The organism is Rhodoferax sp. ZS1R25 (genome assembly GCF_056521335.1).
This window is the reverse complement of the sequence record NZ_JBWMAZ010000002.1, coordinates 17859-40408: the sequence shown is the minus strand read 5'-3', so window position 1 is coordinate 40408 and position 22550 is coordinate 17859. Positions and strand designations below refer to the sequence as shown.

Here is a 22550-nt window from a genome sequence, read left to right as displayed (position 1 = left end):
ACCTGCCCAAAAACCATGTAAATCTGGTCATTGGGCAGGTAGCAATCACGCCTTCTTGGCTGATTCGCGGTAAACCAGCAACGGAGGCTTGTTTTCTTCGATGGTGGACTCGTCGACCACCACCTTCTCGACGTTGACCGCATTGGGTAACTCGTACATGGTGTCGATCAAGGACTGTTCCAGGATGGAACGCAGGCCCCGTGCACCCGTCTTGCGAATCAGGGCACGCTTGGCAATGGCTTTAAGGGCAGCGGGACGAATTTCCAGCTCCGCACCCTCCATGGCCAACAACTTGGCGTACTGCTTGACCAGCGCGTTCTTCGGCTCGGTCAGGATTTGCACCAAGGCGTCTTCCGTCAGTTCGGCCAAGGTTGCCACCACAGGCATACGGCCCACCAACTCGGGAATCAGACCGAACTTGATCAGATCCTCGGGTTCCACTTCCTTGAACACCTCGGTCAGCGCGCGCTGCTGCTTGCTCTTCACCGCGGCACCAAAACCGATGCCCGACGATTCGGTGCGGTTCTCGATGACTTTTTCAAGACCCGAGAAAGCGCCGCCGCAAATGAACAAAATGTTCGTGGTGTCGATCTGCACGAAATCCTGGTTGGGGTGCTTGCGTCCGCCTTGCGGGGGAACGCTGGCCATGGTGCCTTCAATCAGCTTCAGCAGGGCCTGCTGCACGCCCTCACCCGACACGTCACGCGTGATGGACGGGTTGTCGGATTTTCGGGAAATCTTGTCGATTTCGTCGATGTAGACAATGCCGCGCTGGGCGCGGTCCACATCGTAGTTGCAGCTTTGCAGCAGCTTCAGGACGATGTTTTCCACGTCCTCGCCCACATAGCCGGCTTCGGTCAGCGTGGTGGCATCGGCCATCACGAACGGCACATCCAGCATGCGTGCCAGTGTTTGCGCCAGCAAGGTCTTGCCGGAACCGGTGGGGCCAATCAGCAAGATATTGCTCTTGGCCAGCTCCACGTCGTCCTTCTTGGCTTTTTCCTTGTGCTTGAGTCGCTTGTAGTGGTTGTACACCGCCACCGCCAGCGTGCGCTTGGCAGGCTCTTGCCCGATGACGTAGTTGTCCAGGTTGGCCTTGATGTCGGAGGGCGTGGGCAGGTCGCCACGGCCGTCCTTGTTCTCGGTCGTCGCAGGCAACTCGTCGCGAATGATTTCGTTGCAGAGTTCGATGCACTCGTCGCACACGAACACCGACGGGCCAGCGATCAGCTTCTTAACCTCGTGTTGGCTCTTGCCACAGAAAGAGCAATACAAGGTTTTTTCGCTGGTTGAGCCTTTTTTCTCGGCCATGTGAAGTCTGCCTTTTCCGCTAAGTTAACCAATGATAACCAAATAAAAACGGTGCCTTTCCATCAGAAAGACACCGTTGGGGGACGCTTTCGCAGATCCGATCAGGGGCGCTTGGCAATCACCTGGTCCACCAAGCCGTACTCTTTGGCTTCGTCAGCAGACAGGTAATAGTCGCGCTCGGTGTCGCGCTCGATCTTCTCCAGTGGCTGTCCCGTGCGCTCGGCCAAGATCTTGTTGAGCTGCTCGCGGGTCTTCAGGATCTCGCGGGCGTGGATCTCGATTTCGGTAGCCTGGCCTTGGGTACCGCCCAGAGGCTGGTGAATCATGACCTTGGAGTTGGGCAGCGAGAAACGCTTGCCCTTGGCGCCTGCGGTCAGCAGAAACGCACCCATGCTGGCCGCCATGCCGGTGCACAGCGTGGACACATCAGGCTTGATGAAGTTCATGGTGTCAAAAATCGCCATGCCAGCGCTGACCGAACCACCAGGAGAGTTGATATAGAACGAAATGTCCTTGTCAGGGTTTTCGCTTTCCAGGAACAGCAGCTGTGCCACCACCAGGTTGGCGGTCTGGTCATTGACCGGGCCCACCAAAAAAATCACGCGCTCTTTGAGCAGGCGTGAATAGATGTCGTAGGAGCGCTCACCGCGGCCCGACTGCTCAATCACCATAGGAACCATGCCTAGGGCCTGGGTTTCCATTGCGCCGGACATTCCATATTTCACGTTCATAAGCTCTCCAATTTGAAGTGGTAACTGTACCGAAAAACCATTGCCTCCATGCAAATGGGGCTTGACCGCTGGACTGCAAGTCCTGCGCAAGCCCCATTTCTGTACCGGCGTGCAAAACACACCGGGCGCACAGGTGCTTAGTTCTGGCCCATCAGCTCGTCAAACGAGATGGATTTGTCAGACACCTTGGCTTTGGCCAACACGAAGTCAGTCACATTGTTTTCGATCACGATGGCTTCCACTTCGGCCATGCGGCGGTTGTCGCCGAAGTACCAGCGCACCACGTCGGCAGGCTTTTCGTAGCTGGCAGCCAGCTCGTCAATGTGGGCCTTGATCTGCTCGGGCTTGGCCGCTAGGTCATTGGCACGCACCAGCTCAGCCACCACCAGGCCCAGACGCACGCGGCGCTCGGCTTGCGGACGGAAGATGTCGTCAGGAATCGGCGCCTTGTCAGCGTCCTTGATACCACGTTGCTTCAGGTCCGCACGGGCGTTTTCGATCATGCGGTCCAGTTCGGCTTGCACGCTGGACTTGGGCAGGTCCAACTCTGCCTTGGCAACCAAGGCGTCCATGGCGGCTTGCTTGTTGCGGGCCAGCAGGCGGTGCTTGACTTCGCGCTCCAGGTTCTTGCGGATGTCAGCGCGCAGGGCTTCCACGGTGCCTTCGGCAATGCCCAAGGACTTGGCCAGCTCACCGTCCACGGCGGGCAGGTTGGCGGCTTCAAGCTTTTTCAGGGTCACCAGGAAGTCGGCAGTTTTACCAGCCACGTCTTTACCGTGGTAGTCAGCGGGGAATGCCAGGGGGAAAGTCTTGCTTTCGCCGGTCTTCATGCCGCGGGTTGCGTCTTCAAACTCTTTCAGCATCTGGCCGTCACCCAGAATGAACTGGAAGTCGTCGGCTTTGCCGCCGGAAAACACTTCCCCGTCGATCTTGCCTTCGAAGTCCACGGTCACGCGGTCGGTGTCTTGCGCAGCGGTGCCTTGGGCGCGCTGGGCGAAGGTACGGCGCTGCTTGCGCAGGATCTCGATGGTCTTGTCGATGGCTTCGTCGGTCACTTCGGCGGCCAGTTTTTCGATTTCGGCCGTCGCCAGATCAGCAATCTTGACTTCAGGGAACACTTCGAAAATGGCGTCAAATGCCATTTGGCCTTCGGGAGCGACTTCGCTCTCGGTGATCTTGGGTTGGCCAGCCACACGCAGCTTGGCTTCATTGGCGGCAGTGGCAAAAGCCTCGCCGACCTTGTCGTTCATCACTTCGTAGTGCACGGAGTAACCGTAGCGCTGTGTCACCACGTTCATGGGCACTTTGCCGGGACGGAAACCGTCCATCTTCACGGTGCGGGCCAGCTTGCGCAGACGGCTGTCCACTTCAGTCTGGATCACGCCCACGGGCAGGGTCAACGTGATCTTGCGCTCCAGCTTTTCCAGAGTTTCTACAGTAACGGCCATGGCTAACTCCTAATTTTGGTTTTGGCAGGACTTTCACCTGCGGCATCGTTCAAAGATGCCTGTTTAAAGGTTGGTGCGCGGGGGGGGACTCGAACCCCCACACTGTTGCCAGCGTCAGGACCTAAACCTGGTGCGTCTACCAATTTCGCCACCCGCGCAAAAAACAACAATGGGAGGCCGGAAGTACCTGCTGGCTCACGCCGCAAGACTCTGACCCCCCATTTGAAATCGGTCAACCCGCTATTTTAACCTGCGGAAAGACCGTCTTCCATCAGACCGGCGTTGCCGGCTCGCGTTTGACCCTAAACCAGGCGGCGTACATGGCTGGCAGTGCCAGCAATGTCAGCACCGTGGCCACGATGAGCCCGCCCATGATGGCCACGGCCATAGGGCCCCAGAACACCGAGCGGGACAGCGGAATCATGGCCAGCACCGCGGCTGCCGCCGTCAGCACGATGGGGCGCAAACGCCGCACGGCCGACTCGACAATCGCGTCCCAGGCCGGGATGCCATTGGCGCGGTCCTGCTCGATCTGGTCGATCAGGATCACCGAGTTGCGCTGGATCATGCCCATCAGGGCGATCACACCCAGCAGCGCCACGAAGCCAAACGGACGACCCAGCAGGATCAGCGCGCCCGCCACACCGGCAATACCCAGCGGCCCGGTGATAAACACCAGCAGCGCGCGGCTGAAGCTGTGCAGTTGCAGCATCAGCAGCGTAAAGGTCAAGAACAGCATGACGGGCACACCCGCCACGATGGAGGCCGAGCCCTTGGAGCTTTCTTCCACCGCACCCGCCACCTGGATGGCGTAGCCTTGGTAGCCCGCTTTTTGCCACTGGGCTTCCAGTTCTTTGAGCTTGGGCTGCAGCTCGGCCGTCACGGTGGCGCCCTGCAGGCCTTCCACGATGTCGCCCTGCACGGTGATGGCGTAGTCGCGGTTTTCGCGCCACATCACACCGGGCTCCCAGGTGAACACGGGCTTGGCAATCTGCGTAAGCGGGATCGACTTGCCGCTGGCCGTGGGCAGGTAGGCGTTGGCAATGTCGGTGATGGCATTGCGTTCGTCCAGCGGTTGGCGCAGCACGATGTCGATGAGCTTGTCACCCTCGCGGTACTGGCCCACGGTGGTGCCGGCCAACACAGTCTTGGACGCTTGTGCGATGGACTGGCTGGTCACGCCCAGGGCGCGGGCCTTGGCCTGGTCCACTTCCAGACGCAGCACCTTGACGGGCTCGTTCCAGTTGTCGTTCACACCCCGTGTGTTGGAGCTGGCACGCATCACAGCCTTGACCTCGTCCGCGCGCTCACGCAGCGCCAAAGGCTCTGGGCCCACCACGCGGAATTGCACCGGATACGGCACAGGCGGGCCGTTGGGCAGCAGCTTCACGCGGCCACGCACCTCGGGGAACTCGGTGGCCAAGAGTGCAGGCAGCTTCACGCGCAGCGTCTCACGCACCTTCAAATCCTTGGGGATGATGATGAACTGCGAGACGTTGGATTGCGGGAACACCTGGTCCAGCGGCAGGTAGAAGCGCGGCACGCCCGAACCAATCCAGGTGCTGACGGTGTTGACGCCCTCTTCCTGCATCAGGCGTTTTTCAACGCGCTGGGTCACTTCCTGGTTGGCCGCGAAGGACGTACCTTCGGGAAACCAGATGTCTACCAGCACTTCAGGACGGCTGGAATCGGGGAAGAACTGCTGCTGCACCTTGCCCATGCCGAAAATGCCCAGCGCGAACACCAGAATGGTGGCGCCAATGGTGAGCCAGCGGTGCTGCACGCACCAGTTCACCGTCTTGCGGAAGATGTTGTAGAACGGCGTGTCAAAGTGCTCGTTGTGGACCGACTCTTCGCCCGCATGGTGCTTGTGCTCCTTCAGTAGCAAGGTACCCAGGTAGGGCACAAAGTACACCGACACAAACCAGCTCAGGATCAGCGCCAGCACCGTCACCGCGAAGATGGCAAAGGTGTATTCGCCCGTGGTGGACTTGGCCAGGCCGATGGGCAGGAAGCCCACGGCAGTGATCAAGGTGCCTGTCAGCATGGGCATGGCGGTTACTTCGTAGGCGAAGGTGGCGGCACGCACTTTGTCGTAGCCCTCCTCCATCTTGCGCACCATCATTTCCACCGCAATGATGGCGTCGTCCACCAGCAGGCCCAGCGCGATGATGAGCGAGCCCAGCGAAATCTTGTGCAGGCCAATGCCCCAGTAATACATACCGAGGAAGGTCACGGCCAGCACCAGCGGGATGGTGATGCCCACCACCAGACCGGGGCGGATGTCCAGAATCCAGCGCTTCCACAGCGGGTTGTTGCCCGGGCGCTTGTGCAGGCCCAGTGCAATAAAACTCACGGCCAGCACGATGACCACGGCCTCGATCAGCACGCGCACAAACTCGCCCACCGAGGTGGTCACCGACTTGGGCTGGTCCTGCAGTTGCACCAGCTTGATACCGGCAGGCAGGTCTTTCTCGATGCCCTTGAAGACCGATTCCAGCGAATGGCCCAGCGAAATGATGTCGCCACCCTTGGTCATGGAGACGCCCAGGGCAATGACTTCCTTGCCTTGGTGGTGCACCTTCACGGATGGGGGGTCCACATAGCCTTTGGCGATGGTGGCAATGTCTTTCAGCCGCAGCTGGTTGCCGGATGCGCCGCGGATGGGCATGGCTTCGAGTTCTTCCACGCGGTTGAACTGGCCGCCCACGCGCACCTGCACCACGTCCAGCGGGGTTTGCACGGCGCCGGCGGATTCCACCGCGTTTTGCTGGCCTAGCTGGGCCAACACCTGGTTCAGGTCCAGCCCCAATTGGGCCAGGCGCTTCTGCGAAATTTCGATGTACAGCTTCTCGTCCTGTGCACCGAACAGCTCGACCTTGGCCACATCGGGCACGCGCAGCAGGCGCTGGCGCACGTCGTCGGCAAAGGTCTTGAGCTCGGCGTAGTTGAAGCCATCGGCCTCCAGCGCGTAGATCACGCCATACACATCACCGAAGTCGTCGTTGAAGAACGGGCCGACCACACCGCCGGGCAAGGTGCCGCGGATGTCGCCCACCTTCTTGCGCACGCTGTACCAGACGTTGGGCACATCCGCGGGGCGGCTGGAGTCCTTGATCTGGAAAATGATCTGCGACTCACCGGGCTTGGAGTAGCTGCGGATCTTGTCGGCGTAGGGCACCTCTTGCAGGGTGCGTTCGATTTTGTCGGTGACCTGCTCGGCCACCTGCTGCGCCGTGGCACCGGGCCAGTAGGTGCGAACCACCATGGCGCGGAAGGTGAACGGCGGGTCTTCGTCCTGCCCCAGCTGGAAGTAGGCAGCCACCCCCAGCAACAGCAGCACGATCATCAGGTAGCGCGTGAGCGCCGCGTGGTCCAAGGCCCACTTGGAAAGGTTGAAACCTTTTTTGGGTTCGTCGAGGTTCATGGGCAGCTCACTTGGCAGCAGGTGCGCTGGCAGCCACGGCGGCAGCTGCTACAGATTCAGGAGCTGCTGGCGCAGTAGCCACGGGGGCTGGAGTACCTTTTTGCTGGTAAAGGGTGACCTTCTGGCCGGGCGACAGCACGTGCACGCCCGCCACCACCACCTGGGTGCCGGGCTGCAGGCCGTCGGCCACCACCACCTCGTTGCCATCGGCCGTGGCCACGGTAATGGTTTGCAGCTTCACGGTCATGCTGGCCGTATCCAACACCCACACCGCGGTGGACTTGCCACTCTGAACGAGCGCGCTGGTAGGCAGTTTGACCACTTGCACACCGCTGCGGTCAAACGCCTGCGGCACGACCGACACGGTGGTACCCAAAGTCAATGCATCCTTGCTGTCCAACGCCACCTTCACGGTGAATGTGCGTGTCACCGGGTCGGCACTGGCCGCCACTTCCCGCACCACACCCTTCACCGTGGTCTTGCTGGCCCAGACCCGCACGTCTACCGACGAGCCGGCTTTGATGAGCGCCACCTTGTCTTCCGGCACCGCGAACACCACGTCGCGCGGGCCGTCCTGGGCGATTTGCACCACCGGCGTGCCGGCGGTCACCACCTGGCCGGGTTCGGCGGAAATGGCCGTCACCACGCCAGACACGTCCGCCACCAGCGAGGTGTACGACGCCTGGTTGCCCTGGCTGTTGAGCTGGGCTTGCGCCTGGTCCAACTGGGCCTGGGCGGCTTTGAGGGTGGTTTCGCGGCGTTCCAGTTCGGCACCGCTGATGAAGTTCTGGTCGCGCAGTTCCTTGAAGCGCTTGAAGTCGGCAGCGGCCAGGTCACGGTTGGTCGCAGCAGCGGCCACTTGGGCGCGGGCGGCTTCGGTGGCCAGTTTGTAGTCTTGGGGGTCCAGTTGGGCCAGCACTTGGCCGGCTTTCACCGTTTGGCCCAGTTCCACGGGGCGGCGCACCAGCTTGCCGGCGACGCGAAAGCCCAGGCGAGATTCGACGCGGGGCCGCACTTCGCCGGAAAACTCGGCACCGGACTGGATGCTGTCCAGCCCCACGGTGACCACTTTGACCGCGCGGATCGGCTCTTCGGAGGGCGCGGGCTTGGAGCACGCGGCGAGTACCAGCGCTGCTGCGATGAGCGAGGCCCCGGTGGCAAAGGATTTGAGTTGCATGGTGGCAGGTGCAAAGAGGAAAGGAAAAAGGCAGCTGAAACCAGGCTCAACCACCGACTAATGACCGACTGGTTAGTAATTTAGGGTAACTACTGAGCTTTGTCAAGCTGGGGTAAAGCAAAACCCTGCGCGGGCACAATCGCCCCATGCATACTGCCCCCGCCGCCACGCCAATCGCCCATTACGAGAACTTTCCCGTGGCGTCCTGGCTGTGCCCGCCGCACCTGCGCGCGCCGATTGCGGCGATTTACCACTTCGCCCGCACCGCCGACGACATGGCCGACGAGGGCGATGCCAGCCCCGCCCAGCGCCTGGCCAGCCTGCAGGCCTACCGCCTGGCGCTGCAGCAGGCCGCCGACGGTGGCAGCGCCTTTGCCGACTGGCCCCAAGTGTTCGGCCCGCTGCAATGGGCGATCCGTGAACACGCCCTGCCCACCCCGCTGCTGCACGACCTGCTGGACGCTTTTGTACAAGACATTGAAAAGACCCGCGACCGCACGGGCTACGCCGACGAGGCCGAGCTGCTGGACTACTGCCGCCGCTCCGCCAACCCCGTGGGCCGGTTGCTGCTGCATCTGTATGGCGTGCACGACGCAGAGGCGCTGGCGCAGAGCGATGCCATCTGCACCGCGCTGCAGCTCATCAACTTCTGGCAAGACCTGAGCGTGGACATTCCCCGCGGCCGCTACTACCTGAGCGATGCTGCGCGCGCGCAGTTTGGCGTGCCGCAGGCCGATGTGCTGGCCCAGCGCCAGACCGAGTCCGCTACCAAATTAATAGCTGCCAGCGTAGCGTCTGCGCGGGCTAGCATGCTGCGGGGCGCTCCATTGGTACACCGTCTGCCGGGCCGGGCCGGCTGGGAGCTGCGCCTGGTGGTGCAAGGCGGGCTGCGCATTCTGGACAAGATCGCGGCGCTGGACTACCGCACCCTGGGCCAACGCCCCGTGCTGCGGGCCTGGGATTTTCCGCTGCTGCTGTGGCGCGCCTGGCGCATGCGCGCGCATGGCGAACCAATGCTCCCAAATTGATAGCTGCAAGCGCATATTTCACGCGGTCTGGAGGGCTATTTCCCTCAAACAGCAGTTGACCAAACGGTCCACTTTTGGATAGCCGAACTGGTGCTTTCCCCTAGAAGTTTGGCCAGGTTGCGGCGTGTCGACATGGTCCAATCAATGGCATGCCTGCGTCAGTTAATAAAAAAGAGATTTCGTCAGTTCGTTGGACCCGTCGCTCCCTGCTGCACCTCGCCGGTGCCGGCTTGGCGCTGGGTGGTGCCCGCGCGGCCCGCGCGCAGTCGCCTGTGGCCGTGGTCTACCCCAACCTCAATGCCAATGGCACCGACAACCTGGGCTACCGCGTGCTGGAGCTGGCCCTGCAACGCAGCGGCAAGCCCTACACCCTCAGCCTGCACCCCATCGCTGTCAACGACGAGCGCGCCCGTGCCATGCTGCGCCGGGGAGAGGTCAATGTGGCGGACTTTGGCTCGGGCGCCGAGTTTGAAAAAGCCTTCAGCGCGATTTACTTCCCCATTGACCGCGGCCTTTTGGGCTACCGGCTCAGCCTGATTCACTACAGCCTGGAGAACGAGTTTGCCCGCGTGGGCAACCTCACGCAGCTGCGTCGCTTTCGCGCGGGGCAAGGCTTGGGCTGGTCCAACAACGCCATCATGCAGGCCGCCGGCATCTCGGTGGTGACCGGGCCCACGCTGGAGTCGCTGTTCCCCATGCTGGAGGCCAAGCGCTTTGACTTTTTGCCACTGGGCATGAACGAGGTGTACGGCTTCTCCGAGCAGTACGGCGACTTCGCCCCCTCCATGGTGGTGGACCCGCATGTGCTGCTGATCTACCGCTTTGCCCGCCTGTTCTACCTGCGGTCCGATTGCACCGAGTTGCACGCGATGATCCTGTCGGGCCTCAAGCGGGCGTTTGCCGAAGGCGCGTTCCAGAAACTGCTGGGCAGCGACCCCTCGGTACGCCGCGCCCTACAGCGCGCCAAGCTGGCCCAACGCGCCACCATTGTCATTGACAACCCGCTGCTCACCGATGCCTTCATGAGCATCCCGGACGAGTACTACTTCAAACCCTCCGAGTTCCGCTGAGAGCGGCCGCGGGATGTAACAATCCCCGCCATGACCCCAGAGCAATACGTCCAGGAAAAAGCCGCCGCCAGCGGCAGCAGCTTCTACTACGCCTTTCTGTTTCTGCCCGCACCGCGGCGCGCCGCCATCACCGCGTTCTATGCGTTCTGCCGCGAGGTGGACGACGTGGTGGATGAGATGGTGGACGCCGGCGTGGCCGCGACCAAGCTGGCCTGGTGGCAGACCGAAGTGGCCCAGTCGTTTTCCGGCAACCCCGTGCACCCGGTGATGAAGGCGCTGATGCCCCACACGGCGCTGTACGGCATCGAGGCCCGCCACCTGCTGGGCGTGATTGAGGGCTGCCAGATGGACCTGGAGCAAACCCGCTACCTGGACTACCCCGGCCTGCAGCGCTACTGCCACCTGGTGGCCGGCGTGGTAGGCGAGGTGGCGGCGCGCATCTTCGGCCAGACCGACCCACAAACCACCGCCTACGCCCACAAGCTGGGCCAGGCCCTGCAGCTCACCAACATCCTGCGCGACGTGGGCGAAGACGCCCTGCGCGGCCGCATCTACCTGCCGGTGAACGAGCTGCAGCAGTTCGACGTGAAGGCGCACGAGATCTTGAAGCGCACCTATTCCGACCGCTTCACCGCGCTGATGAAATTTCAGGCGCAGCGCGCGCAAGCGCTGTACGACGAAGCCCTGGCGCTGCTGCCCGCGGATGACCGCCGCGCGCAAAAGCCCGGCCTGATGATGGCCAGCATCTACCGCGCCCTGCTGCGCGAGATCGAGGCCGACAACTTCCAGGTGCTGCACCAGCGCATCGCGCTCACGCCACTGCGCAAGTTCTGGCTGGCGTGGAAGGTGCAAGCCTTAGGCAGGCTGTGAAAGTAGCGGTTGTAGGTGCCGGCTGGGCCGGTATGGCCGCCGCGGTGACCGCTACACAAGCTGGCCACCACGCTACAGTTTTTGAAGCAGCCCGCGCAGTCGGTGGGCGGGCCAGAGCCCTGCAGGGCACCTTGCCGGACGGTACGCCCGTGGTGCTGGACAACGGCCAGCACATCCTGATTGGCGCGTATTCCGAGACCCTCAAAATCATGCGCACCGTGGGTGTGGACCCTGAGGCCACCCTGTTGCGCCTGCCGCTCACGCTGCTGTTCCCCGATGGCGACGGTCTGGCCTTGCCCGACTGGCCCAGCCCGCTGGATGCGCTGGCCGGCATTGCGCGCGCGCGCGGCTGGACCTGGGCCGACAAATGGAGCCTGTTGCGCGCCGCCACCGGCTGGCAGCTGGGCGGCTTTGCCTGCGCGCCGCACACCAGCGTAGCCGACCTGTGCCGCACGCTCACGCCCACCGTGCTGGCCACCATGATTGACCCGCTGTGCGTGTCGGCCCTCAACACGCCGGCCGAGCGCGCCAGCGGCCAGGTGTTTTTGACCGTACTGCGTGACTCGCTGTTTGGCGGGCGCGGCAGCTCCAACCTGCTCTTGCCACGCGCCGACCTAGCCGCGCTGTTCCCCCAAGCCGCGGCCGACTGGCTGCAGGCACAGGGCGGCGTGGTGCAGTTGGGCACTCGCGTGGAACAGCTCACACCCCAACCTGCAGGCACAGGCTGGCTCGTCAACGGCCAACCCTTTGACGCCGTGCTGTGGGCCACTGCATCATCGAATGCGGCTGTAGCCATTGTGGAATCTGCGCGTGCAGCTCCTGAAACCATAGCAACTGCATTGCAAACCTGGGCCGCCACCGCGCAGGCGCTTCAGTTTGAAGCCATTGCCACCGTGTACGCCCATGCCGCTGGCGCCCGCCTGAGCCAGCCCATGCTGGCGCTGCGCAGCGATGCGACCTACCCCGCCCAATTCGTCTTCGACCGCGGTCAGCTCGGTGGTCCCCAAGGGCTCCTGGCCTTTGTGGTCAGCGCCAGCGAGGGCGACCGCGACACCCTGCAAACCCAGGTGCTGGCCCAGGCCCAAGCGCAGCTGGGCCTGGCGCTCACCCCGCTGCAAACGGTAGTGGAAAAGCGCGCCACCTTTGCCTGCACACCGGGGCTGGTGCGCCCCACCCAGACCATCGCCCCCGGCCTGTGGGCCTGCGGCGACTACGTGGACGGCCCCTACCCCGCCACGCTGGAAGGTGCGGTACGCAGCGGCGTGGCTGCCGCAGGTATTTTATGAAACTTACTATCTTTAAATTAAGTTAAATGCTACATTTATGAAAAGTTAGTTTTCATAAAGGCATTCCATGGCACACACCGTCGCTTGGTTCATGGTCCTCCTGGGTCTGGGGCACATCGCCTATGGCGCGCGCAAATACGCAGCCCCCTTGCGGGCCGCCTGGGCCAGCGGCTACATCGGCCAGTTCGCGGCGTCTGAGGAGCGGCGCACCGCCTTCTGGTTCATGGTCTTTGGCCCGCTGCTGGTGCTGGCTGGCCACACTGCGTTACACGCGGCAGGCTCTGGTGACCTGGCGCTGCTGAAGATCGTGGGCGGCTACCTGCTGTTCACCGGCGTGGTGGGTGCGGCGGCCTTTCCCAAGTCGCCTTTCTGGGCCGCACTGCCTGCCGGGCCTTTGCTCATTGCTGCCGGCTGTGGCTGGCTTTCGCTTTAAAAAAGGAATTCACCATGTCCAGCTCTGCCTTCAGCGCCAAGGTCTTCGCCGTCTATCTGTTCCTCGCCGGCGCCGTGCTCATCACCGTACCCAACCTGTTACTCGCGCTGCTGCAGATACCGCCCACACCCGAGGTGTGGATTCGCGTGGTGGGGTTGGTGGCCTTCATGATTGGCGTGTACGCCTGGGTGGCGGCCAGCCATGAGTTCAAGCCGTTTCTGGTCGCGTCCGTCTACACGCGCTTCGTTGTCTTCGGCGCGTTCACAGCCTTTGCCCTCGCGGGCCTGGGCAGCCCCATGATCATGCTGTTTGGCCTGGCGGACCTGGCCGGCGGCATCTGGACCTACTCTGCCCTGCGCGCCGATGCGCGCTGGGAAGGCACTGCCTGAAAGCCTCTACCCCATGCGCACCACCAAAGCCCAACAAGCCCAAAGCCACCGCCTGCTGATCCGCACGGCGGTCGATCTGATGACCCAGCACGGGTTTGACGGCACCACCATGAAGCAGATCGCCCGCGCCGCCGAGCTGGGCGATGCCACCATCTACAAGTACTTCCCCAGCAAAGAAAAACTGGTGCTGGCCTATTTCGAGCAGGCCGTGGACGATGCCCTGGTCCGCACCCGCAAGACCAAGGGGTTGGACACGTTCTCGCTGCAAGAGCGCATGCAACTGCCGGTGGACCACCTGCTGGAAACGCTGCTGCCCGACCGCGAGTTTGTCGCCCTGGCGCACCAGCTGTTGAACAAGGCGCCCTTGGCCCTGCTCAGCGGCGCCCTGCCCGGCAAGGCACTGCTGCAGGCCGCGTTCACCGAGATGCTGGAGGCCGCGCAGGCTAGCGGCGAGATACCGCCCTGCGGATTTCAGGGCAGCCTGTCCAGCCTGATGGCCGACTATGTGTACGCGGTGCTCGGCTTCTGGTTGCGCGATACGTCGGACGGTTTTGCCGACACCACGCGCATGACCGACCTGAGCCTGGGCGTGCTGACCGTGGCGCTGCGCAGCGGCCTGGTGGACCGCCTGCTGGAGCTGGGCGGCTTCATGCTGCGCAGCCAACTGGCGCGCCTGATGCAACCCGGAGGCGGCTGGCTGGACCTGATGCAGCGCGCCCGCCAAACCCTGCAAACCTCAGGAAAACCATGAGCGCCACCACCATCACCGAAACCCCGCTGCCCCCGCACAGCCAAATCGCCCAGCGCACGGCGGGTGCTGACTTTGCCGACTGCTACACCTTTGCCGACCCGCAGCCCGCCAGCAGCGCCATGGAAACCTACCTGACCGTGATGGGCTACACCCCGGGCTGGATGAACTTTCTCATGTCGGTGCGCAACCAGGCCGTGCGCCTGGTGGGCCTCAAACACCTGGGCAGGCTAGAGGTGACGATGCAGGCGCAAGACAGCAAGCCCGCCGCCCGCTACGCGCTGGGCGACCGCGCGGGCATCTTCAGCCTGTGCTACCTGTCGGCGCCCGAGGTCATCCTGTGCGATGACGACAATCACCTGCGCGTGGAACTCTCGGTCTACAAACACCAGCACGACGGCCAGCCCGTGGTGTCGGTCAGCACCGTGGTGCACAACCACAATGCGCTGGGCCGGGCCTACATGGCCATCGTGGGGCCGGTGCACCGGATCATCGTGCCCAAAATGCTGAGCCAGTCCCTGCATGCCGCAAGCACCGCGCACCAGTAAGCTCGCGCGCAGCGCCATCGTGGGCGCCGCCGCAGCACAGGCCGGTGCCACGCAGCTGGCGCGATCGGCCACCCGGCTGGTGCAGCGCAATGCCAGCGCGGCCGACCAGGAAGCCGCCCGCGTGGAGCACGAGGCCAAGATGGGCCGCATCGCGTTCACCGCGCTCAACCAGCTCAAAGGTACGGCGCTGAAGGCATCGCAGCTGCTGAGCATGGAGCTGGGCTTGCTGCCCGACGGCGTGCGCCAGCAGCTGGCACGCGCGCACTACCAGGTCACGCCGCTGAACCGCGCGCTAGTGCTCAAGCTGCTGCGCCAGGAGTTGGGTGACAGCCCTGAGGCGCTGTTTGCCGAATTTGACCTGCAGGCCTTTGCCGCCGCCAGCCTGGGCCAGGTACACGCGGCCACGCTGTTCAGCGGCGAGGCCGTGGCCGTGAAGCTGCAGTACCCCGGCATGGCCGCCACCATCCAGAGCGACCTGGGCATGCTGCGCCTGCTGCTCAAGGGCATCAGCTTGGGGCCCGAGGCGCTGCCCAGCCCCGACATCCAGGCCCGCGTGATAGACAACATCGCCCAGACGCTGACGCAAGAGCTGGACTATGTGCACGAGGCCCAGCAACAGCAATGGTTTGCCCAACACCTGCAGCACCCGCAGCTGGTGTTGCCCCAACCGTATATGGACCGCACCACGCCACGGGTACTCACCATGCAGCGCCTGCACGGCCTGCACCTGGCCGAGTGGCTGGCCACCCAGCCCAGCCAGGCCCAGCGCGACCACTATGGCCAGTTGCTGTTTGACACTTTCATGCAGTGCGCCTGGGGCCTGCAACGCATGCAGGCCGACCCGCATGCGGGCAACTACCTGTTCATGGACGAAGGCCGACTAGGCCTGCTGGACTTTGGCTGCACGCGCACGCTGTCGCCCCTGTTTTGCGCGCAGGCAACCATTGCCTGGAGGGCTGCACTGCGCCGCCCCAAAGACACGGCTGCGCTGCGCAACGCCTACCTGGCGCTGGAGCTGATTGACCTCGCGCTGGACCTGCACCGCTTTGAGACCGAGCTGTTGCCCGCGCTGGCCGGCGTGCAAGACTGGCAATGCCTGCCACTGCGCAGCGCGGTGTACGACTTTGGCCAACTGCCACCGCTGCCCCAACCCGACGCGGCCGCTCGGCGCGCCGCCACAACCCACATGCACGCCCTGCCCCCGGACCTGCCGCACTTTGACCGCGCCTACCTGGGGCTCACGCAGATGCTGCGCAGCCTGGGTGCGCGGGTGCGCACCACCAACCCCTGGATTTTTTAGGGCGCAGCGGGCAAATTTGGTGGCACCATAGCCGCCATGAAGTTCATCCTGAAAATTCTTGGTGGCCTGTTGGCCTTGCTCGTGATTGCCGCGCTAGCCCTGGGCAGCTGGTACCTCTACACCAAGCAACCGGTGCGCAGCGGCACCCTGCTGCTGGACAACCTGAGCGCCAAGGTCACCGTGCGCTACGACGAGCGCGGTGTGCCCCACATCGACGCGGCCAACCAGATCGACATGTACCGCGCACTGGGCTATGTGCATGCACAAGACCGGCTGTTCCAGATGGAAATGGTGCGCCGCCTGGCCAAGGGCGAATTGGCCGAAATTCTGGGCCCCAAGCTGCTGGACACCGACAAGCTGTTCCGCACCCTGGGCATACGTGCCCGCGCCAAGGCCATGGCCGCAGCGATGGACATGAACACGCCAGCCAACAAGGCCCTGCAGGCCTACCTGGACGGTGTCAACCAGTACCAGGACCACAACCGTTCGCCGGTGGAATTCGACATCCTGGGCATTCCCCACACGCCCTTCACGCCCGAGGACACGGTGGCCGTGTCGGGCTACCTGGCCTACAGCTTTGCGACCGCGTTTCGCACCGAGCCGGCCATGACCTTCATCCGCGACAAGTTGGGCGCCGATTACCTGCGCGTGTTTGACATCGACTGGCACCCCGAAGGCGTGCTGGCGCCGACCACGGCACTGAAAGACAGCGACTGGAAAGGCCTGAACCGCATTGCACAGGTCAGCCAGGAGGCCATGGAGCTGGCCAGCATTCCCCTGCTGGAGGGCAGCAATGCCTGGGCCATCTCGGGCAAGCGCACGGTCAGCGGCAAGCCGCTGCTGGCGGGCGACCCGCACATTGCGTTCTCCACCCCCAGCGTCTGGTACGAGGCCCACCTGAGCGCGCCCGACTTTGAGTTGTATGGCCACTTTCAGGCCCTGAGCCCGGCCGCGCTGCTGGGCCACAACATGGACTTTGGCTGGAGCCTGACCATGTTCCAGAATGACGACATGGACCTGATCGCCGAGAAGGTGAACCCCGACAACGCCCAGCAGGTCTGGCACAACAACCAGTGGGTGAACCTGGAAACGCGCACTGAGACCATCACGGTAAAGGGGGCTGCGCCCGTGTCAATCACCCTGCGCCGCTCGCCCCACGGCCCCCTGATCAACGATGCTTTCAAGGACAGCCTGGGCGACACCCCCATTGCCATGTGGTGGGCCTATCTGGAAACCGAGAACCCCATCCTGCAGGCGTTCTATGAGCTGAACCGCGCCGACACCCGCGACAAGGCGCGTGAGGCGGTCAGCAAAATCCACGCGCCGGGCCTGAACATTGTCTGGGCCAGTGCCAAGGGCGATATCGGCTGGTGGGCTGCCGCCAAGCTGCCGCAGCGCCCCACGGGTGTGAACCCCACCTTCATTCTGGACGCCGCCAAGGGCGAGGCCGAGAAGCCGGGCTTCTACGCATTCACCTTCAACCCCCAGGAAGAAAACCCGGCGCGCGGCTACGTCATGTCCGCCAACCAACAGCCCAAGCCCAGCAGCGGTGTGCCAGTGCCCGGCTACTACAACCTGGCCGACCGCGCCCAGCGCCTGGACAACGTGCTCAGCAACCCCAAAATCCGCTGGGACACCAAGGCCGCCCAGGCCCTGCAGCTGGACACCAGCAACGGCTATGGGCCACGTATCCTGCGAGACCTACTGCCGGTGCTGCAGGCCGTGGTGACCGACCCCAACGACAAGGCGTTTCTGGAACCCCTGACCAAATGGGACGGCAACTACACCACCGACAGCATTGCCCCCACGCTGTTCACGCAATTGATGTACGAGCTGGCCAAGGGTGCGATGGAGGATGAGATGGGCGAGGTGCAGTTCAAGAACCTGCTGAAAACCCGCGCGCTGGACGCGGCCCTGCCGCTGCTGATAGCCGACGCCAACTCCCCCTGGTGGGACAACAAAAACACCAAGGCGGTGGAAAGCCGCTTTGAGACGGTGCGCCTTGCCTGGGTCAACACGCTCAAGCACCTGCAAGGCCTGTACGGCGCCAGCCTGCTGGACTGGACCTGGGGCAAGACCCACACCTTGACCCACAACCACCCGCTGGGCCGGCAAAAGCCGCTGGACTGGCTGTTCAATGTCGGCCCGTTCGCGGTACCCGGTGGCCGCGAGACGCCCAACAACCTGTCCAACCCCATTGGCCCAGCGCCATGGGCGGTGAGCTACGGACCATCTACACGCCGCGTGATCGACTTTGCCGATGCCAGCCTGTCGGTGGGTATCAACCCGGTGGGTCAAAGCGGTGTGCGGTTTGACAAGCACTACGCGGACCAGGCCGAGCGCTATGCGGCAGGGGCGTATGTGCCACAGCACCTGGACGAAGACGACGTCAAGGCCCACACCGAGAGCACCTTGACGCTGAAGCCGGGGCGCTAGCCGCTGGCCAGCAGGTCGCGCAGCTCGGTCAGGCTGGCCACGGTGGCGTGGGGCTGCTGGGTGTAGCTCCACAGCGTGTCGCTGCGGTTCACCCACACGGCCTGCATGCCCACACCCAGGGCGCCCAGCACGTCCAGCGCCGCGTCATCCCCCACGTGCAGGATGGCCTCGGGCGGCACACCCAGCGCATCCGCTGCCGCATGAAAAATGCGTGGGTCCGGTTTGCCCACCCCTGCATCACGCGCACTCACGCTGCCCTTGAAATACGCGCCAATGCCCACGGCGTTCACATCGGCATTGCCGTTGGACACCGCGTAAATCGGCCAGCGCGCGGCCATCCACTCCAGCGTGGCAATGGCATCGTCAAACAACTCCACGCGCATGCGCTCGGCAAAAAACAGGTCAAAGGCGGGGTCGGCCAGGTCGGTGTCGTCGCCGGTGCGCTCCAGCGCCAGCCGAATGGATTCGCGGCGCAGCACGCTCAGGTCATGCGCCTGGTCCGGCCATTTCAGCGCGGTAGCCTCGCGCAGGCTGCGCCGTTCGTGCGGGTCGGCATACAGCGCGGCGGTGGTTGGCGCGTACTGCAGCAGCCAGGCATGCAAGACCTTTTCTGCACGCTCTATGCAGGGCCAGATGGGCCACAAAGTGTCGTCCAGATCCAGGGTGATTGCGCGTATGGAAGAAAGTGCCAGCATAGGTGCGGGAGAATACCGCATGCTTCTCACCTCCCCCTTCCAGCCCGAGCCCCCCTACACCCATGGTCAGGTACCCCGCACGGCGGTGCTGCTGTGCAACCTGGGCACACCCGATGCGCCCACACCCCAGGCCGTGCGCCGCTACCTTGCCGAGTTTTTGAGCGACCCGCGCGTGGTGGAAATTCCGCGTCTGCTGTGGCTGCTGATCCTGCACGGCATCATCCTGCGCACCCGCCCGGCCAAGTCGGCCGCCAAGTACGCCAGCGTGTGGACCAAGGAAGGCTCGCCGCTCAAGGTGTGGACCGAAAAGCAGGCCAAGCTGTTGCAGGGCTGGCTGGGCCAGCGCAACCACCAGGTCAAGGTGCGCTGGGCCATGCGCTACGGCAGCACGTCCATCGCCTCGCAGCTGGACGCCATGAAAGCTGAGGGCGTCGCCCGCGTGCTCGTGGTGCCGGCCTACCCGCAGTACAGCGCCACCACCACCGCCAGCCTGTGCGACGCGGTCTATGCCTGGGCCGCCAAGACCCGCGCCATCCCCGAGTTCCGCTTCATCAACCGCTACCACGACGACGCCGGCTACATCAACGCCCTGGCCAGCAGCATCCAGCGCTACTGGAAGGTCAACGGCAAACCCGACAAACTGCTCATGAGCTTTCACGGCGTGCCCGAGCGCACGCTGCAGCTGGGCGATATGTACCACTGCGAATGCCACAAGACCGCACGCCTGCTGGCGGAAGCACTGAACCTGGGCAAGGACCAATACCAGGTCAGCTTCCAGTCCCGACTGGGCCGTGCCAAGTGGCTGGAGCCCTACACCGAACCCACGCTGATCGCCATGGGCAAGGCCGGCGTGAAACGCGTGGACGTGGTCTGCCCCGGCTTCAGCAGCGACTGCCTGGAGACCCTGGAAGAAATCAACATGGAAGGCCGCGAGGCATTCACGCACGCAGGCGGCAAAGAGTTCCACTACATCCCCTGCCTGAACGACGACCCGGAGTGGATCACCGCACTGTGCAACCTGACGCAGAAACATCTGCAAGGCTGGCCCACGCTGGAGGTTCCGGATGCGGCGGTGCTGCAGGCATCAAGAGCGGCGGCGGTGAAGATGGGGGCGAAGCAGTAGGCTCTTCATGACTATTTAGGCCTCTAGCCCCCGTGGAATATGCGCTAGCAGCTACTAAAGTGATAGCAATTCAGTGCGCCTGGTCGGCCACCAGCTTGTCTGCCGCTTGAACGGCCTCCTCCCGGGTCGGCCATGTCTTGTCGCTGCCTTGCAACGGCGGCAGCGACTCCACGTGAATGACCTCGATGGTCCAAGGACCATCAGGGAAGTGGCACAGCTTGGCCATGTAATGCCGGCCGCCCGCGACGCCAGGGACGTATTCCTCGATCGGCTCCGGTTCTTCTATTTCCATCAGGCTTCTTTCCAAATTTCGATAATCTGCAACCCACCGTGCGCGGCTCAATCCTTGAGATCCACGCCCAAGGCACTCAGCTTCTTCGCATACGAATCCCTGCGCTTGGCGGCTTTTGCCGCTGTTTCGACAGCCACCTGAATCGCCTTGGGCCCCTTTTTTCCAGCCGCTTTGATCAATCCGAACTTGTGCGCGGCCTCAGCTTCCGCTCTTCGGAAAGTGGCGATGAGTTCGGCATGGGCAGCGGATGGGTTCACGGGGACTTCTCAGTATTTAAAGCGCTATTTTCTGCGCTTTTTCGAGCGCATCACCGTTGAAGGAGGGATGACGTTGTCGGGTTATGGGTGATCGGTCTGGAAAGTGGAGGTGGGCAGCTTTGCGGCGGAAGCCGACGTCCATGATTTTTTCTAAGAGTGATTGGAACGTCGAAGCCGGGATATGCTTGTTAGCGACTTTCACGGTACTGTTAAATTTGAATGTTTACCTGCAGCTGAGTTTGAATGTCATGCTGCACAATTCGCACCAATGACCAAGCGTGTCCTGCCTGCTCCTGATTTGTACGCGGTGTGCCCCAATGGAGGGCCCGTCCTACCGTTCTACCAAGGCAACTTTGAGGCCGCTTATGTCTTGCTCCATCCATTCCTTCGGCCCACTTCCACATCTCTAGAAAACTTCTGCAACGATGCCCCTCTCGATCGTGCAGCCATCCAGGCACGCTACGAACCAGTATTTTGGTCAGAGGTGCAACGCGTAACGGGATTGCGATCTATCTCAGAGGTAGATATCGCTTTGCGGACGCAAATTGGAGGCTTGCGAGAGGAGTTTTCCAACAAATCGCTGGCGACAAGGCTTCGTTTCGGATGCGAGCAAGCTGGCATAGTGGAACCAAGCGAAGGTACGTTCTCTGATCTATCCCACAACAACGTTCTGTCTTTCATTCAAGAGCAAGGCTATGAGTGGGTTTGGGTAGGTGATGAGTTTTGCACTGAACGGAAGCTGCACTGGATAGATGAATTGAAGGAACCAACTTCGAAAACTACTGAGGGGCACTGCAATTTGTTTACGCCAGACAAAAGTATTCTTTGGACAACTCATTGGGATAGTCATTTCTCGTTCTTCTGTGGGACAAAGGAGACGATTGGAAAGCTTGCTTCAGACCAAAGATTTGAAGGCTTTGAGTGCCACCTTGACACCGAGGTCTACTGGAGCTTGAGGTGACGACTAACACCAACCTCGAACGACCGCTTCCAGTCTGCTGGCGCCTTCCAGCGATGTGCATTCGTTTCACCTCTAGATCACGTTAAGTTTCAAAGATGTCTCGCCCCCCACCTCAAATATCGTCGGCACAGAAGCAGAGTCTCGCGAACCTTTCACGAGCTCAATCGCATGATGAAGCTGCAAGACGTAATCTTGATGCGATGGGTCATGAGTTGAATCGAAGTTTCGCCGAAGCCAAAAAGAGACTCGACAGAGATACGGATGCGTTTGCCAAGCACTACGCATGGTCCAATCGATACGGGCATTGGATCGCCCGATTGGCACTCCTTCCAATTCTTGCTTTGGCAATTGGAATGGTCGTTGTCGTGATACTCGGCCTTTGGAATGGCGAAATCAAAGAGCTTCAAAAATACAGCAAGCTCTATGTGACTCGGACTGGAAATCCCATTGCGTATTGGGCGTCCGTGATTTATCACAGCGCCCTCGCATCGTTCATTGCCTGGATCACCGTGGTTGTATTTCGGGCGGCACGAATCGGCCGAAAAAATGCAACTTAACAGGTTTTTCATAGAGGATATGCAGCAGCAGAAGGCAGCTGCGCGACGGTGCTTCCCGACAGACAACAGCAACGTTCACGACCGCTTTAGAGAGCAATGAAAGTCGGCTTTCAGTCTATTGAGGCCTAGACAAGCAACTGCGGCCAGCTAAGAAAATCTCCACTCATATGACCAACTTAGAACTTCAATCGCTCAGGGCAGACGTAGACGATGTTGACGCAAAAATTGTCGATCTCTTGGCAAGCCGATTTCGCATTACCTCAAAGATCGGCAAGCTGAAGGCGCTTCACGCGCTGGACGCTATTGACCCACAGCGAGAGGCCGCTCAGGAAGCACGATTTCGAGAACTGGCACAAGGTAGTGATCTCAATCCAGACCTAGTCGTTCAGGTATTCAGGCGCATCATCGAAGAAGTCGTTCGCAATCACCGCGAGGTCTGAGCAAGTACTCTCCGGTCCACAAC

The 22550-nt window shown here is 62.3% G+C and carries 22 protein-coding genes and 1 tRNA gene; 14 read left to right on the top strand and 9 right to left on the bottom strand.

The window, feature by feature from the left end; all coding sequences use genetic code 11:
- Positions 1-45 precede the first annotated feature (45 nt).
- The 6 genes from clpX to AC097R_RS10960 form a co-directional block, all read right to left on the bottom strand.
- Positions 46-1311 carry an ATP-dependent Clp protease ATP-binding subunit ClpX gene (gene clpX, locus AC097R_RS10985; RefSeq protein WP_310338598.1) on the bottom strand — a complete coding sequence of 422 codons (1266 nt, stop codon included), beginning with the start codon at positions 1309-1311 and terminating at the stop codon, positions 46-48.
- Positions 1312-1412: 101 nt separating this feature from the next.
- Positions 1413-2042: an ATP-dependent Clp endopeptidase proteolytic subunit ClpP gene (gene clpP, locus AC097R_RS10980; protein WP_479598160.1), complete on the bottom strand. Its 630-nt coding sequence runs from the start codon at positions 2040-2042 to the stop codon at positions 1413-1415.
- Positions 2043-2179: 137 nt separating this feature from the next.
- Positions 2180-3490, bottom strand: coding sequence for a trigger factor (gene tig, locus AC097R_RS10975; RefSeq protein WP_479598159.1), 1311 nt, complete (start codon positions 3488-3490; stop codon positions 2180-2182).
- A gap of 71 nt (positions 3491-3561) precedes the next feature.
- Positions 3562-3648 (bottom strand) — tRNA-Leu (locus AC097R_RS10970).
- Between the two features lie 113 nt (positions 3649-3761).
- A complete protein-coding gene (locus AC097R_RS10965) occupies positions 3762-6917 on the bottom strand; it encodes an efflux RND transporter permease subunit (protein WP_479598158.1) in 3156 nt (1051 codons plus the stop codon).
- Between the two features lie 7 nt (positions 6918-6924).
- Positions 6925-8094, bottom strand: a complete 1170-nt coding sequence (locus tag AC097R_RS10960; RefSeq protein WP_479598157.1) for an efflux RND transporter periplasmic adaptor subunit — start codon at positions 8092-8094, stop codon at positions 6925-6927.
- A 146-nt stretch (positions 8095-8240) separates the two neighbouring features.
- Here AC097R_RS10960 and hpnC point away from each other — a divergent pair, with 146 nt between their 5' ends.
- The 10 genes from hpnC to AC097R_RS10910 all read left to right on the top strand — a co-directional run bounded on the left by hpnC (position 8241) and on the right by AC097R_RS10910 (position 18202).
- Positions 8241-9122 carry a squalene synthase HpnC gene (gene hpnC / locus AC097R_RS10955; RefSeq protein WP_479598156.1) on the top strand — a complete coding sequence of 294 codons (882 nt, stop codon included), beginning with the start codon at positions 8241-8243 and terminating at the stop codon, positions 9120-9122.
- Positions 9123-9271: 149 nt separating this feature from the next.
- A complete protein-coding gene (locus tag AC097R_RS10950) occupies positions 9272-10192 on the top strand; it encodes a hypothetical protein (protein WP_479598155.1) in 921 nt (306 codons plus the stop codon).
- A 30-nt stretch (positions 10193-10222) separates the two neighbouring features.
- Positions 10223-11062, top strand: coding sequence for a presqualene diphosphate synthase HpnD (gene hpnD / locus AC097R_RS10945; RefSeq protein WP_479598154.1), 840 nt, complete (start codon positions 10223-10225; stop codon positions 11060-11062).
- Positions 11059-12348, top strand: a complete 1290-nt coding sequence (hpnE, locus tag AC097R_RS10940) for a hydroxysqualene dehydroxylase HpnE (RefSeq protein ID WP_479598153.1) — start codon at positions 11059-11061, stop codon at positions 12346-12348. Before hpnD ends, hpnE begins: the two co-directional genes overlap by 4 nt.
- Positions 12349-12415: 67 nt before the next feature.
- A complete protein-coding gene (locus AC097R_RS10935; RefSeq protein WP_479598152.1) occupies positions 12416-12781 on the top strand; it encodes a DUF6463 family protein in 366 nt (121 codons plus the stop codon).
- A 14-nt stretch (positions 12782-12795) separates the two neighbouring features.
- Positions 12796-13170 carry a hypothetical protein gene (locus AC097R_RS10930; protein ID WP_479598151.1) on the top strand — a complete coding sequence of 125 codons (375 nt, stop codon included), beginning with the start codon at positions 12796-12798 and terminating at the stop codon, positions 13168-13170.
- A gap of 13 nt (positions 13171-13183) precedes the next feature.
- Positions 13184-13921 (top strand): TetR/AcrR family transcriptional regulator, encoded by a 738-nt coding sequence (locus tag AC097R_RS10925; RefSeq protein ID WP_479598150.1) that lies wholly within the window; start codon positions 13184-13186, stop codon positions 13919-13921.
- Entirely contained in the window at positions 13918-14466 is a 549-nt protein-coding gene (locus tag AC097R_RS10920) for a DUF2867 domain-containing protein (protein ID WP_479598149.1), read from the top strand. Before AC097R_RS10925 ends, AC097R_RS10920 begins: the two co-directional genes overlap by 4 nt.
- Positions 14441-15766: an ABC1 kinase family protein gene (locus tag AC097R_RS10915; RefSeq protein ID WP_479598148.1), complete on the top strand. Its 1326-nt coding sequence runs from the start codon at positions 14441-14443 to the stop codon at positions 15764-15766. Before AC097R_RS10920 ends, AC097R_RS10915 begins: the two co-directional genes overlap by 26 nt.
- A gap of 36 nt (positions 15767-15802) precedes the next feature.
- Positions 15803-18202 (top strand): penicillin acylase family protein, encoded by a 2400-nt coding sequence (locus tag AC097R_RS10910; RefSeq protein WP_479598147.1) that lies wholly within the window; start codon positions 15803-15805, stop codon positions 18200-18202.
- Here the strand turns inward: AC097R_RS10910 and AC097R_RS10905 are convergent.
- On the bottom strand, positions 18199-18918 hold the full coding sequence (locus tag AC097R_RS10905; RefSeq protein WP_479598146.1) for an HAD family hydrolase: 720 nt from the start codon (positions 18916-18918) through the stop codon (positions 18199-18201). The genes AC097R_RS10910 and AC097R_RS10905 overlap by 4 nt on opposite strands.
- Between AC097R_RS10905 and hemH the strand changes: the two genes are divergently transcribed.
- Positions 18917-20020: a ferrochelatase gene (gene hemH / locus AC097R_RS10900; RefSeq protein WP_479598145.1), complete on the top strand. Its 1104-nt coding sequence runs from the start codon at positions 18917-18919 to the stop codon at positions 20018-20020. The two genes, AC097R_RS10905 and hemH, sit on opposite strands and share 2 nt — an antisense overlap.
- Before the next feature lie 70 nt (positions 20021-20090).
- Here the strand turns inward: hemH and AC097R_RS10895 are convergent, their stop codons facing one another.
- Both AC097R_RS10895 and AC097R_RS10890 read right to left on the bottom strand, forming a co-directional pair.
- Positions 20091-20312, bottom strand: coding sequence for a hypothetical protein (locus AC097R_RS10895; RefSeq protein WP_477887376.1), 222 nt, complete (start codon positions 20310-20312; stop codon positions 20091-20093).
- A gap of 47 nt (positions 20313-20359) precedes the next feature.
- The gene (locus AC097R_RS10890) at positions 20360-20569 is read right to left on the bottom strand and encodes a hypothetical protein (protein ID WP_310338557.1); all 210 of its coding nucleotides are present in this window, start codon (positions 20567-20569) and stop codon (positions 20360-20362) included.
- 181 nt (positions 20570-20750) lie between these two features.
- On the opposite strand from AC097R_RS10890, the gene AC097R_RS10885 reads away from it, so the two are divergent.
- The 3 genes from AC097R_RS10885 (at position 20751) to AC097R_RS10875 (ending at position 22527) form a co-directional block, all read left to right on the top strand.
- Positions 20751-21530 (top strand): DUF2711 family protein, encoded by a 780-nt coding sequence (locus tag AC097R_RS10885; protein WP_479598144.1) that lies wholly within the window; start codon positions 20751-20753, stop codon positions 21528-21530.
- Between the two features lie 95 nt (positions 21531-21625).
- On the top strand, positions 21626-22087 hold the full coding sequence (locus AC097R_RS10880; protein WP_479598143.1) for a hypothetical protein: 462 nt from the start codon (positions 21626-21628) through the stop codon (positions 22085-22087).
- A gap of 167 nt (positions 22088-22254) precedes the next feature.
- Positions 22255-22527, top strand: coding sequence for a chorismate mutase (locus AC097R_RS10875; RefSeq protein WP_479598142.1), 273 nt, complete (start codon positions 22255-22257; stop codon positions 22525-22527).
- The last annotated feature ends 23 nt before the right edge of the window (positions 22528-22550 follow it).